This window comes from Phycisphaerae bacterium (assembly GCA_035275405.1).
Classification (GTDB): Bacteria; Planctomycetota; Phycisphaerae; order UBA1845; family UTPLA1; genus DATEMU01.
In genome coordinates this window covers 162,275-176,286 of record DATEMU010000012.1, presented here as the reverse complement: position 1 = coordinate 176,286, position 14,012 = coordinate 162,275, and the positions used below count along the sequence as shown (strand labels likewise).

The window sequence follows — 14,012 nt, the reverse complement described above, 5'->3', positions numbered from 1 at the left end:
CGCCAAGCGCAAGAAAAGGAATGATCGGACGCCCTTGTCAAAACTTGGCGCGGATGCGGGGCGAACCGGTATGATATAGTTGTCACTTGATTACCGGCGGCCAAAGGAGGACTCGCCATGAAACTGGCCGTCTCGCTCATTCTCGCAGCGACCGCGCTCTTCGCGAGTATTCCGAGCGCTTCGGCCCAACGCCTCGAAACCGACCCAGTCCCAGACGGTATTTCGCCCTCGGACTGGTCCTCCATCCGTGCGACCTACGACGGGAATCGTCACGCGGCATTCGCCGTCGAGGGCGGCTTTCAGGCGCGCAACCCCGGCCAGCAATGGCGGACCCGGTTTGACGGTCGCGGCTTCTTGACCACGCCGGACGTGGGCGAGTGGTCATGGGGGTTGGAGCTGGTCAGCTTTGGCCGAGCCGGAATCGAGCGCACCGTTGATAGTGTGGCACCGGCTAATAGCCGGTGCGGCCAGCGCATCGAATACGAATGGGACGACAACCTGTCCGAGTGGTATATCAACGACCCGCGCGGACTGGAGCATGGCTACACCGTCCATCATCGGCTTCGCCCGGAGGGCGCACGATCGTTGCAAGAGGCTTCAGCCTCTGGATCGAGTGCCCCTCTCTCTTCCCCCGCCCGGAGGGCGGACGAGCGACTGCACTTCACTCTCGCCGTGCGCGGTGATTTGCAACCCCGCATCACCGCCGAAGGCCGTGGCGTCACGTTCGTCAACGACCGCGGCGCGGCGGTCGTGAACTACGCCGGTCTGACGGTCTTCGACGCCACGGGCGCGATCCTGCCCGCCTGGTTTGTTGAAGTACCTCTTCCTCAAGCCTCAAGTCTCAAGTCGAAGACTCGACGTGGCGAGCCCCGAGCCTTCCGCATCGTTGTAGACGATGCGGAGGCCGTCTATCCCCTCACGATCGACCCCGTCGCCCAGCAGGCCTATCTCAAGGCCTCGAACACCGATGCAGGCGACCGGTTCGGCTTCTCAGTGGCCGTGAGCGGTGACACAGTGGTGGTCGGGGCGTATCTGGAGGACAGCAGCGCCACGGGCGTGGACGGCAACCAGGCCGACAACAGCGCCGGTGATTCCGGCGCGGCTTACGTCTTCGTCCGCAGCGGCGGCATCTGGAGCCACCAGGCCTACCTCAAGGCCTCAAACACTGGGGCAAGTGACTTTTTTGGCTGGTCGGTGGCCATCTCGGGCGACACGGTGGTGGTCGGGGCGCGTTTCGAGGATAGCAGCGCGATGGGTGTGGACGGCAATCAGGCAGACAACAGCGCCGCTAATTCTGGTGCGGCCTATGTCTTCATCCGCAGCGGCGGCGTCTGGAGCCAACAGGCCTACCTCAAGGCCTCAAACACGGGGGCGAGCGACGACTTTGGAGTCTCCGTGGCCGTAGGCGGCGACACGGTGGTGGTCGGGGCGGACAACGAGGATAGCAACGCCATAGGCGTAGATGGCAATCAGGCCGACAACAGCGCCAGTGCTTCCGGCGCGGCCTACGTCTTCGCCCGCACCGGCGGGGTCTGGAATCAGCAGGCCTACCTCAAGGCCTCGAACACCGGCACGTCGGACTTCTTTGGCTGGTCGGTGGCCGCAAGCAACGACATGCTGGTGGTCGGGGCTCAATACGAGGACAGCAGCGCCACGGGCGTGGACGGCAACCAAGCCGACAACAGCGCGTCTTTCGCCGGCGCGGCCTACGTCTTCGTCCGTAGCGGCGGCGTCTGGAGCCAGCAGGCCTACCTCAAGGCCTCGAACACCGGAGCAAGCGACCAGTTCGGCACTTCGGTGGCCGCGAGCGGCGACACAGTGGTAGTCGGGGCAGATGGCGAGCGCAGCAGCGCCACGGGCGTCAACGGCAACCAGGCCGACAATAGCGCTTCGGGCTCCGGCGCTGCCTATGTCTTTACGCGAAATGGGACTATCTGGAGTCAACAGGCCTACCTCAAGGCCTCGAACACAGGGGCGTCTGATGTTTTTGGTTATTCGGTGGCCGTAAGCGGCGACACGGTGGTAGTCGGGGCGCCCGCCGAGGACAGTAGCGCCACGGGCGTGAACGGCAACCAGGCCGACAACAGCGCCGTCGAGTCCGGCGCGGCGTACGTCTTCGTCCGTAGCGGCGGCGTCTGGAGCCAGCAGACCTACCTCAAGGCCTCAAACACCGGAGCGGTTAACCATTTTGGAATCTCGGTGGCCGTCAGCGGCGACACGGTGGTGGTCGGGGCGCATACCGAAGAAAGCAGCGCCACCGGCGTGAACGGCAACCAGGCCGACAACAGCGCCGTCGATTCCGGCGCGGCCTACGTCTTCGGACCGGATGCGGACGGCGACGGAGTGATCGACCCCGTTGACAATTGCCCATTGGTTGTCAATCTCGGGCAGGAGAACGGTGACAGCGATGCGCATGGGGATGTCTGCGACAACTGCCCATCCGTGGCCAATGACGACCAAGCCGATCTCGACGCCGACGAGATCGGCGATGCGTGCGACAGCGACGTGGACGGCGACGCGGTAGACAACGAGGCGGACGCCTGCCCGAACGCGTCGGCGTGCGTGTTGTCCTCCGATCTGACGGGACGGCCGCTAAGCGATCTGAACCTCGACTGCGTGGTGAACGGACCGGACGTGCAACTTCTGGTCAATTGTATCCTCGGCGGAGGGGCGGCCTGCATGGATGTCGACCCGGACGGCGATGGTCAGACCGCCGACGTTGATACAACAGACGACATCGCCGCGTTTTCGATGGACGCCGTCGCGCCCGCGACGGCGCCGTGCCCCTGACACTCGCTCGGTCCGGAAGTCCCTTCCAAAGGTAAAAAGACTATTCAGTTCTCGTGAACCAGTGGGCGCTCCCTCACGGTCGCGGCTCTGAGCCGTCCGTTTTGACCCTTTCAGCCAAGGGCTCAGATTTTTGACCTTTCGGCGTTTTGACCTCCCCATTCGTCCCCCACTGAGGGGGGACGCTACAGCGGTTACAATCCTGGCCGGTATGCTCAGCGAACCCGACATTGACCGGGACCAGTTTCGCCGTCTGGTCGAATTGGCCCGTGACGAAGACCTCGGGCCGCACGGCGATGTGACCTCCCGGCTGCTTCCGCCGCTCGCCCTCGATGCGACGGGAAATTGGCATCTGACGGCCCGGCAGGCGGGCCGTTTCGCGGGCGTCCACCTCGTGCCGCTGCTCCTGGAATCGCTCGCTCCGCGAATCAGCGTTGAATGGCACGGGCCAAAATGTCCTCGGGGCGACGTGGAGTCCGGCGAGAAGATCGCACTCTTCTCCGGCCTGGTCTGTCAGATGCTCGCCGCCGAGCGGACGCTGCTCAACTTCCTGCAGCACCTGTCCGGCGTCGCGACGCTGACGGCCCGATACGTCGCCGCCGTCGCCGGCACGCACGCCAAGATCTACGACACCCGCAAGACGACGCCCGGCATGCGCACCCTCGAAAAATACGCCGTCCGCTGCGGCGGCGGTCATAACCATCGCACCGGCCTGTACGACGCCGTGCTGCTCAAGGACAACCACCTCGCGACGATCCCCACGGATCGCCTGGCCCACGCTGTCTTTGAGATGCTCAACCGGCTGGAGACGCTTCCGTCGCAGCCGGCGTTTGTCGAAGTCGAGTGCGACGGCCTCGACCAATTCGCCGAACTGCTCAAGGTCGTCGGCATCGATGTGATCCTGCTCGATAACTTTGAGGTCGCCGCACTCCGGCAGGCCGTGTCCCTGCGCGATCGAGCGGGATTGCGCGGCAAACTGGAACTAGAGGCCAGCGGCGGCATCACGCTGGAGACCGTGCGCGAGATCGCCGAGACCGGCGTCGAGCGGATCGCCGTCGGGGCGATCACGCACTCCGCGCCGATCCTTGATCTGGGGCTCGATGCCGCATGACGCCGGCCGCTTTCGCGCATCAACTCGTGGCGGAGGACATCCAGCGCGACCTGGGAACCCAGCGCGTGGGCCGGTCCGTCATGGTCCTGCCCGACGTCGACAGCACGAACACCTACGCGCTGAACCGGTTGACGGTTGATGGCACGGTCGTGTTCGCGGAGTTGCAGACGGCCGGGCGCGGCCGGCTCGGCCGCCCATGGCAATCTCCGCGCGGCGCGTCCCTGACGTTTACGACGCTTCTCCTGGAACCGCCGGGGCGAATCGCGCCGACGCGATGGATGATGGCCGGCGCCGTCGCCGTGGCGCAGGCGATCGCGCGGGAAACAGATGTCGCCCCGGTCGTTCGCTGGCCCAACGACCTGTACGTCGGCCCGCGGAAACTCGCCGGCGTCCTCGTGGAGACGCGTTCCCTGCCGACCGGCCGCATGGCCGTGGCCATCGGAATTGGCGTGAATTGTTTACAGCAGCCCGGACATTTTCCTCCCGATCTGCGCGAGAAGGCCACCTCGCTCGAAATCGAATCGTCACAGCCCATCGATCGCACAGCGCTGGCCCGCGCGCTGCTGCGTCGTCTCGACTACCTCCTTGCCTCTCACGAGCGCCCGACCGATGACGAACTGGCCGTCCAATGGCGAGAGGCCAGCGCCGACCTGGGCGGTCGCGCACGACTGCTTTCGGATGGACAGGAATTCGGCGGGCAGATCATCGACATCCACCCGGCGACGGGTCTGCTGCTTCAACTCGACGACGGCGGCCGACGGCAGTTCGATCCGCAGACGACGACGCGGTTGTAGGTGAGGCGTACGGGTCTGGAGGATCGCGCACCAGGTGTTCCACGGCCGGCAGGGGCGCCGGCCGCTACGGGACGAGGGCGTCGGTAAATGGGGCGATGTCGAGGCCGTCGTTTTCGCCATCGCCGTTGCAATCCGCGATGGGGAACTTCACGCAATCCGTGTCCAGCCCGAGCAGGATGTTGACCAGCACGGGGATGTCATCCAGGTCCACGGCGCTGTCGTGATCGAAGTCCCCGCGCAGGCCGTAGTACACGCGGAGCGTCGTGGTGCTCGCCGCGCTGGCGTTCAACGTCCCGTCGATCTGCACCTTTCCGATGGTCGGCTCGCTGTTCCACGCGTGCGCCGAGCAATCCTGGGTGACCGCGAAGACGTTGGACCCGCCGGGCACGCGGACGTACACGTGATAGGTCATGGCCCCGCCGCTCACATTTGTGATGGCGCAGGTATTGATCCCCGGTGATTCCGTTGAGAGGACGTTCAGTCGGCTCGCCCCCACATGCAGGTTATTGAACTGCATCGTGCTCCAGCCCGTCGGGAGCTTCGGTGCAATGCGAAACGCTCCATCCGGCGCATCCGGCACGAAATCCAGAAACGCCATGATCGCATCGACAAAGGTCGACATCGACTCCCAGGCATTGGGCCAGGCCGTCTGCAACACGAAATCCGGCTGATTCGGATACAGCAGGCTGCCGCAGTCCGGGCACGTACAGGGATTGCAATAGGGCGAGATTTGCTCCGCCCCGAAGCCGGCCGGTCCGAGTCGATCGATCAGCAGGTCCATCCGGTACTTGTGGTTGTCGATGTCGGTCTTGTTCGCGGTGTAATCGGCCCGCTCGGCATAATAGAGACCATACCACGCCGTGCTCAGGAACCACGGCCCCGCACCCCACGGCGTATTGACCGGATCGTCCGAGCGGCCCCAGTAGTTGTCACCCCAGTAGCGGTTGATCAGATCGAGCCAGCCGTAGTCGTTGGTGAAATTGACCAGCGGATGACTGTTGCCGCTGGAATCACTCTGTACGCCATTGATACGATCAATGTAGCGGACCGCCCGCGTATCTTGCGGGTGATAAACCTGGAAGGGATAGACGATGCCGAGCTGCGAGATATCCGTGATTTCGCTGTTGTCGTCGAGCCAGTCATCCAGCCCGGCCTTGATGGTCGCCTGCCAGCCGGCAAAGTCCGCCTCGTCCGCATTATTGCCGAGCGCGTTCGCGATCGCTGCGGCATCGCGCAGACCGGCCACGACGTTCGCATTGGAATACGCGAAGAAGTTGTACTGGTCCTCCCAGACGTTGTTGCTCCACATGAGCTGCTCGGTGGCGTTGTAGTTGAGAAAGGGCAGGAGCGCCGGGTTGCTGGGGTTACTGTGGATCGTCGTCGCCGCTTCCTTCATCGTCGCGTAGTGGCTGGTGAGGAAAGTCGTGTCGCCGGTCACCAGGTAGTGGTAATACAAGCCCCACGGGAACACGGCGGTTTCGTCGATCTGCGGTGAACTCCAGACGGTGTACCCGTTCGTCGTGTATTTCTGCTTCCAAAATCCCTTGCCCCAGGGCTCATTGTCGCGATAGCAGGTATCGCGCATCCAGTTGTAAACTCCCGCGGACTCCGCTTCGTGGCCCGTCCGCGCCATGCAAACCGCTCCATACACCGCGTCGCGCGGCCAGCAGAAGGGGTACGCGCCGTTGTGGAAGCCGGCGATCATCGCGCCGGTCGGCCCGTCAATGTGCAGGGCCGTGGCGAGCAACCCGCGGCGGAACAGTTCGTCGTAGTCATCATCCGGCAGGTCGACCGTCACGCCTTCGTTGAGCCAATTCGTCCAGTAGGTATCCGTCGCCGTCTTGAGCGTCGCGGCGGAATTGGCGAAGAACCAATCCAGCGCCGGGCGAATCTGGTTGTCGCCGGTGTCACTGTGCAGGCCGGTTTGATACCCGCCGATCACCGCCAGGTCGATTTCCTGCGCCACGCCTGGCGCGAGAGTGAGTTGCAGACCGATCCAGCCCTGCCCATTGTCGGCGCTCGTATCCCGCCAACTGTCGGTCGCGGGCGTGCCTGACGCCCCTCCGACGCTGGAACAGAGCTTCAGCGCCGAGCCGAAAAAGATCGAATTGTCCTTCGGATAGTCGGGATCAAAGGTCGGATTGTACTCGCCGCGCGAATTCGCCGAGCCGCCGACGTTGTCGTAGGCATACATCGCTCCGTGCGATGCGCCCGTGTCCTGATACATCGCGTCCGAGCCGTCGCCGCCGTTGATCGCAAAGTCGCCATAGAAATAGAAATTCACCGTCTTGGAAACGGGACCGTTATTGGTCAGGACAAACCGCTTGAGATAAATCCCGCGATTCGGTCCCCCGCCATTGATGTTGGGGAACGTAACGCCCAGCGGCGAAAAGTCCTCCTGATCGACTTGTATATTGTTGCCGTTCGCGTGCAGCCGCGCCGAGGTGGTCACCGTATTCGACGTCGGATGATAGGCCTGCATAACGCTGTCGTAGCCGAGACCGTTCTGGTTGCTCATCCAATACGTGGTACCGTCGATACGAATGCCCGCCATGAGCTGATTCGTATGCATCTGCCCGCGGCCGGAGGTAAACGCCGGAAATGTATCGCGACCGTCGGCGTACCCTTCGTTCTTCGTGCCCACGCCATAGACCGCCCCAGCGCCAGGGTAATAGATGTCATACACCGTGCCGTTCTGATCAATAATCACGTTGATGTATTGGTTCCCGACGACGGCCTCTTCCTTCCAGAATGAGACCGGCGGATATCCGAGGGACGGATTCGGCGATCCTGCCCCTGCGCCCGGCCAGGCCAGCTTGTTGACGTAGTCGTAGGAATTGAAGCCGTTGGCCGAAAACTCGCCGCCCCCGCCGCTATCCCAAGCCGTGATCTTGTAGCGACTCGTCTGGCCAAACTGCCGCGCGCCGATTGGCAACGTCGTCGTCCACCAGTCGCGCACACCTTCAACGGTATTCTCGTTGCGGACGAAGGTCGCCAATCCGTTGAAGTTGCCGAGAACCTGCGTCGACCCGCTAGGCGTCCCGAACGTGCCCATCGGATCGCTGCCGTCGGTGGTGTAATAGACGCATACCCGGTCATACGCGAATTGAAACGACACTCGGAAGAAGATGTCGACGGTATCGTCCTCGCGCGGAACGAACGGCTCGCGCTGCGTGACATCGGCGGGCTCGCCAAAGGTTTGCGTGCCGGGCGTGTGCTCGACCGCGCTGGGCGCGGCAAACACCGGCGCGGCCGTTAGGAAGACCGTACTCACAAGAACTCGAATCGTTATAGGCGTCATTACTAAAACGTTTTACTAGGTCCGTTAATAAAAAGGCCTGCTAGGGCCTTCGCGGTTCCCTCCCCCCAGTGGGCGGAAAATCGTCTCTCCAATATCTTACTGGTTTCCGGCCCGACGAATCAAGACGCGGTTGACGTATTCCTGCACACACTTTCGGGGTTACACCCAGCCCATACCGAGGCCATTCCGAGCCCAACGAGCGTTAATAGATGCACACCATACCAATTGGCCGCATCCCATGAAAGGCACAAGACACTCACGTACGATCCGAACACCGCCGTCGCCGCCAGTCGCGTGCCAATCGTCATTGGGCCCTGTGACGATCGCGCGAGAACGGCGCGCCACGTTACGACGCACGCCGGCAGCGCCAGGGCGAGGTAATAATCACGGACCATTGGCGATGGCCACAGCATCAGGATCAACCAGAGCGCTGCCTGCGCCGTAAACGAAGCGCTGTTTGGCGGACCTCGGCGCGATACCGCCGTTGCGATCAGGATGCCGCCGATTACGAGGGCTTCGAGCACGATCCAAATCCCCCAGACAATGGGCGCGGACCAGTTGGCTGCGTGGAACCGGGGGATCTTGGAGCGATCCGAATGCGTGTACCGGCCGATCGACCACGGGGACGCGTCGCGCGGCATCGGGTCGACGGTCAGATGCTCGCCCGAACGCAGCTTCGCGCGGGCGGCCTCAATTTCCGCCGCCGGCGCGTCGCCGAAGACGACCACTTGATGGTCTCCGGTCGGCGCCGCCCTCAGCCAGCGCGTTAGCACGACGGCCAGCGAGCAGTTGTGCTCGTGGCCGTGCCGACCGATCCGCAGCCAGGGGTCCTCGATGAACCGATGGTTGGAATACCATTCGACGCGCCGAATCCAATTCGAGTGCTCGCGCACGGCCCCATCGATCCCAAAAAACATGCACGAGGGGAGAACGTCGAACAGCAGAATCGCCAGCATCAGACCCCACACGGCGCGCCAGCGCCGCTGTAGCGCAAAGAACACCAGCAGGAAGAATGGCGTCACTTTCAGACAACCCGCCAGGCCGACCAGAACTCCGCCGGTCAGCTCCCGCCGCTGCAGGACCAGCGTCAGCCCGGTAACGCAGAGAAAAAGCACGCCGATCGTGAGTTGATTGCCCTGGAGCACGTGCTGGAAGTGCGCCACCATCAGGAACAGCGGCCAGACAAAGAGCCGGCCGTCTGTGGGCCGGCCCGCTTCCCGCGCCGGTTGCACCCACCACCATCGATATAGCAGCCACGCCGTCCCGACGGCCGCGAGCGTGTTGGCCGTAACGAACAGCGACACGCCGAGCCATCGCGGCGCCCAGACGGTAAACGGCATCAGCGCAAGGAACGCCCCGGGCAAATAGCCGAACATCCCCGTCCACGGCGGAATTGCGCGATGCTCCCAGACGTATCCCGTCTCGCGGGAGAAAGCCCGCCAGTCCGGCTCGTCATTCATCCCCCGGTGCAGGCCCCCAAGAACGCCGCTACCCAGCGTGAGAATGACCGCCGCCCAGGCGATGGCCACGAGCCAGGGCTTGCCCAGCCATCGCGTGATCGTGGGTGCATCGACTTGAGGCTCGTTGAAGGGCGGGCGCTGCCAGCCGCTTGTTTCAATCACCGAGTATGCACATCTCGAAAACGAGGAAAGCGAATCGCGCGCGGTTCGGCGGGTGGAACCCGCCCTGCCTACACGGGCAGGTTTTCCGAGCGCAACAAAAACTGTGCCGCGAGTTCGCCGAGGAACACGAGGATCATTGACAAATAAAACAGCGCCGTCGCCGATTGCGTCGCCCTCCGTCGAACGCAATCCCAGGCCATCCACGCAAAAACCCCCGTCACCAGGATGCCCACGCCGAGCCGCACCGAGATCATCAACCAAAACCAAACAACATCACCGCCCGGCCGATATTCCCCTGTCCATAGCGGCACGCTCGCCGCGATCACCCACGCGCCCCGCGCGATCACCGCTCCGACGTAGATCATCGCGAGCCGCCGCAACGGCGCGATCGGCATCCCCGTATCCGTCAGATAACGATGGCCCAGCAACATCGCCGCCGTTGCCGAACCCAGCAGCATCGCGCCCAGCGCCGTCGTCGTCGCCACGGGCAGCCGCACGGCGGTGGCATCCTGTTGCCCAACGCCGACGATGTCGTCGGGCCGATGGGCCAGCACGATCGCCGTCGCCAGCGCTGCGAGCCCCGCCGTAACGGCGCACAGGCGCTGGGCCCCGCCGATCCGATCGGCCTGGACCGAATTGACGAAGAGCCAAATCGAGCCCGCGACCGCGGCGACCGCCATCCCGATCAGGGGCCGCCAGTGGTGCGCCCACTCCTTCGCACCGATTTCCCGATAAAAGAGCCCGCCTGCGATGAACAGCAACACGAGCGTCACGACGGCGATTAAACGCAGATAACGCCAACTCACCTGTCGCATCGCCGACAGACTGATCGTTAGATAGCAGCCGGCGGCGAGTTGGGTGAGAAATGTCGGAAGCATGGCCGTGCGAGCTTAGCAACGGAGGCCGCGTCAGTCGAATCGCAATGACATCGTTTCCGTCTAAAGCTTCTTGAACGCCTCGAGCGCCCGATCGAGGTGTTCACGCTCATGTGCCGCGGAAATCTGGACACGGAGCCGAGCCGTGCCTTCGGGAACGACCGGATATCCGAAGCCAATGACGAAGACGCCCAGTTCGAGAAGCCGCTTGCTCGCGGCGATGGCTTTGGCCGTCTGGCCCAACAGGATCGGCGTGATGGCGCTGGGACCCTGGCGCGTCTCGAAGCCGAGCTGGGCTAGGCCCTCACGCATGTACTTGACGTTCCCCCGCAGCTTCTCCACGCGCATCGTATCCCGCATCAGGATTTCGATTGCTTTTGACGCCGCCGCCGCCGAGGTCGCGGGCAGGCCATTGGAAAAAATCTGCGGCCGGGATTTCTGTATCATCAGCTCGATCAAACTCGACCGCGACGCGACGTAACCGCCCGCCGCGCCCCCCAGCGCCTTACCCAGCGTCCCGGTCATACCGTCGATCTTGCCGTGCAGGCCGTAATGCTCGGCGACGCCGCGGCCGGTCGGACCGCAGACGCCGACGCCGTGCGAATCGTCGACAATGAGCATGGCCCCGTGTTCCGCGCAGAGCCGATGAATCACGTCCAGCCTGGCGATGTCGCCCTCCATGCTGAAAACGCCATCGGTGATGACGATCTTGCTGGGAACGCCCGCCGCCTCTTTCAGGCAGCGCTCCAGGGCGTCCATGTCGGAATGCTTGTAAACCGCGGACTTGGATTCCTTGTTGATCTGCCGGCCCAGGCGGATCGCATCGATGATCGACGCGTGGTTCAGTTCGTCGCTGATGGCGATGACCGAATCGCCGCCGGAGGCCATGAGCGTGGCGATGACCGCCTCGTTGGCGTTCCAGCAAGACACGTAGGTCGTTGCCGCCGGCGTCGCCGACAGATCGGCAATCCGCCGCTCCAACTCGTGGTGGTAGTCAAAGGTTCCGCAGATGAACCGTACCGAACCAGTCCCCGCGCCCCATTTCTTCCCCGCTTCGAGCGACGCCGCGACGACCTCGGGGTGGTTCGCCAGTCCCAGATAGTCATTCGAGCAAAGCACGACGACGCGGCCGACGCCTTCAATCTCCGACTCCGCCCCCATCGGTCGCTTGAGCGTGCGAAAGGTCTTGTGCTGACCGGCGTCCCGCAAACGGGCCAGGTCATCGTCGATCGTCTGCCAGACACCCGCGGTCATCGCCCGTCCTCGATGTTGAGAATCACCTTGATCGCTTCGCCCGCCTGCATGAGCTTGAATCCCCGCTCGAAATCCTTCAATGGAATTCGATGCGTGATGATCGGGTCGAGCCTCACGCGGCCGGATAGGATCAGGTCCTCCATCTGGTACCAGGTCTCGAACATCCGGCGGCCGTTGATCCCGATGATCCGCGCTCCCTTGAAGATGACGTGATCGTTGAAGTTGATGGGCACGTCCTCTTTGGGCAGCCCGAGGATCGCCATCGTCCCGCAATTGCGCAGCGCCGCGAGGCCTCCATTGATCGCCTTCGTCGCGCCGCTCATTTCGCACACCACGTCCGGCCCCAACCCCCGCGTCAGTTTTTTGGCTTCCTCGATCCATCCGGCCTGCGTCGTCTTGAGCGTGTGATCCGCGCCCAACTCTTTCGCCAGCGCTAAGTTCCGATCGTTGATGTCCGCGACGATCAATCGTCCGACGCCGGCCGCCTTGGCGACGGTCACGGCCATGAGCCCGATCATGCCCGCGCCGGTGATGAGCACCGACTTACCCGATACGCCCGCCGTCATCACGGTATGGACGGCATTGCCGAGTGGGTCCATGATCGCCGCCACGTCGTCAGGAATCTGCGGATCGAGGGGCCAGACGTTGCGGTAGGGGACGGCGAGGTATTGTGCGAACGAGCCGTCGCGATCGATACCGATGATCCGGACGTGGTCACAAACGTGGGCGTTGCCGGTCTTGCAGCTAAAACACGATCCGCAACCGATGTGGCCCTCGACGGAGACACGCTGACCGGGCTGGATTGCCTCGACCGCGTTGCCCACGGCGACGACGGTTCCCATCACTTCATGTCCGATGATGATTCCGACCTTGATGCGCGATTGCGCCCACGGTCCCCATTCGTAGATGCCGCGATCCGTCCCGCAGATTCCGGCCTTGCGCACCTTGATAAGCACGTCGCGCGGGCCGAGTTGCGGCAAGGGCGCGCTATCCTCGTAGTCCAGCCCCGGCGCCGCCCGGGGCTTACGAAGACACGCCATCGTCGTGGGCAGAGTCGCCGAACCGGACATGAAGGGTTCCTGCGCGAAGGGGCGAGTGAGTCAGTTCTTGGGGGCCTTTTCTTTTTGCGCCGCCTTGTTCTTTTGTTCCATGGAGGCAATGGATTCGATTCGCCGTTGCATCTGTTCGTAGATCGCATCGACCGGCTTGTTTAACTCCTGGAGCTTCTTCATCTTGGCGTCTTCGTCGCTCAGCTTCGCCGCCTCGTCATAGGCCGCCTGGTTGCGCTGGCGATGCTCCTCGGCCCGGGTCTGGGATTGCGTCAACACCATCTCTGCGCTCGTCCGCTGATCGGCGGAGAAGTCGAACTTGTCCGCGGATCCCTTGACGAGTTCCGGCCACTGGGTGGTCGGCGGCGCGGGCGCCACGGGCGCGGTCGGTTGGGGCGGCGGCGGTCCGACATTGGGGGGCGGCGCCGGACCCACCGGGCGCGGCGGCGTGGGGATAGTCGGGGGCGTTGGGCGTACGGGGGCGTCCGTCTTAGGTCTTTGAATCGGCGGCATCGGCGCGGCCGGAGCCTGGGCGATGGGCGCCGTCTCGGGCGAGGGCATTCGAATCTCCGGCCGCTTGCCGGGATGCAGCGGCCCGCAGGCCAGGGCATCGAGGTTTTCGATGGCAAAAGGAATTCCGCTGATCTTCACCGCGTCAGCGAACCTGGCCTCGATTCGCCCGCGCGCCGGCGTAATCTGTTCCGTCGAGAGCGACGCCTCGGTCATTTTCACGATGTTCTGCAGGCTCATCGGGGCCTTGGACAACAACCGATGATACTGGCCGCGATACTTGGCCACCTGGGACTGCTGATCGGGGCTGGCCAGCGCGGGTTCCGTGCCCACCAACGTGATGACCAGGCGCAGTCGATCGAGCGTCAGGGCGATCTCCCGTTGATAACGCTCCTGTACCGACACCAGTCCGTTGAGCGCCTGCAGTACCTTGGCTGACTCCGCGGGCGGGAGTTGGTAATTTTCCTGGATGAACCTCGTGCGATCCTCCAGGAGCCTCTTCACGTCGGCCTCGCTCGCCGGCAAATAGGGGGACGACCACGGTCCCGAATCGGCCCGGACTATCGGCGTCAGCGTGCCGATACCCATCCCCCAAAGAATCGCGCAAGCCCAAATTCGCCTCAACATCACAAAACCCTCATGTCGCCGGCAAGTCGCAGCAGGATCGAGCGCCACGTTCGCACCCGCCCCGAGCCGGGCCATGTATTGT

General features: G+C 63.6%; 9 protein-coding genes. 3 read left to right on the top strand and 6 right to left on the bottom strand.

Going from position 1 to position 14,012, the window contains the following annotated elements; all coding sequences use genetic code 11:
• Positions 1-117: 117 nt before the first annotated feature.
• From VJZ71_13535 to VJZ71_13525, 3 genes are all read left to right on the top strand, one after another.
• A complete protein-coding gene (locus tag VJZ71_13535) occupies positions 118-2,790 on the top strand; it encodes a thrombospondin type 3 repeat-containing protein (GenBank protein ID HKQ49087.1) in 2,673 nt (890 codons plus the stop codon).
• A 208-nt stretch (positions 2,791-2,998) separates the two neighbouring features.
• Entirely contained in the window at positions 2,999-3,898 is a 900-nt protein-coding gene (nadC, locus tag VJZ71_13530; protein HKQ49086.1) for a carboxylating nicotinate-nucleotide diphosphorylase, read from the top strand.
• On the top strand, positions 3,895-4,692 hold the full coding sequence (locus tag VJZ71_13525) for a biotin--[acetyl-CoA-carboxylase] ligase (protein ID HKQ49085.1): 798 nt from the start codon (positions 3,895-3,897) through the stop codon (positions 4,690-4,692). Before nadC ends, VJZ71_13525 begins: the two co-directional genes overlap by 4 nt.
• Before the next feature lie 64 nt (positions 4,693-4,756).
• Here the strand turns inward: VJZ71_13525 and VJZ71_13520 are convergent, their stop codons facing one another.
• From VJZ71_13520 to VJZ71_13495, 6 genes are all read right to left on the bottom strand, one after another.
• Positions 4,757-7,966 carry a glycoside hydrolase family 15 protein gene (locus tag VJZ71_13520; GenBank protein ID HKQ49084.1) on the bottom strand — a complete coding sequence of 1,070 codons (3,210 nt, stop codon included), beginning with the start codon at positions 7,964-7,966 and terminating at the stop codon, positions 4,757-4,759.
• A gap of 146 nt (positions 7,967-8,112) precedes the next feature.
• The gene (locus tag VJZ71_13515; GenBank protein ID HKQ49083.1) at positions 8,113-9,615 is read right to left on the bottom strand and encodes a glycosyltransferase family 87 protein; all 1,503 of its coding nucleotides are present in this window, start codon (positions 9,613-9,615) and stop codon (positions 8,113-8,115) included.
• A 68-nt stretch (positions 9,616-9,683) separates the two neighbouring features.
• Positions 9,684-10,493, bottom strand: a complete 810-nt coding sequence (locus VJZ71_13510; GenBank protein HKQ49082.1) for a hypothetical protein — start codon at positions 10,491-10,493, stop codon at positions 9,684-9,686.
• A gap of 60 nt (positions 10,494-10,553) precedes the next feature.
• Positions 10,554-11,744: an aminotransferase class I/II-fold pyridoxal phosphate-dependent enzyme gene (locus VJZ71_13505; GenBank protein ID HKQ49081.1), complete on the bottom strand. Its 1,191-nt coding sequence runs from the start codon at positions 11,742-11,744 to the stop codon at positions 10,554-10,556.
• Positions 11,741-12,814 (bottom strand): L-threonine 3-dehydrogenase, encoded by a 1,074-nt coding sequence (gene tdh, locus VJZ71_13500; GenBank protein HKQ49080.1) that lies wholly within the window; start codon positions 12,812-12,814, stop codon positions 11,741-11,743. Before tdh ends, VJZ71_13505 begins: the two co-directional genes overlap by 4 nt.
• Positions 12,815-12,844: 30 nt before the next feature.
• The gene (locus VJZ71_13495) at positions 12,845-13,930 is read right to left on the bottom strand and encodes a hypothetical protein (GenBank protein HKQ49079.1); all 1,086 of its coding nucleotides are present in this window, start codon (positions 13,928-13,930) and stop codon (positions 12,845-12,847) included.
• Positions 13,931-14,012 lie beyond the last annotated feature (82 nt).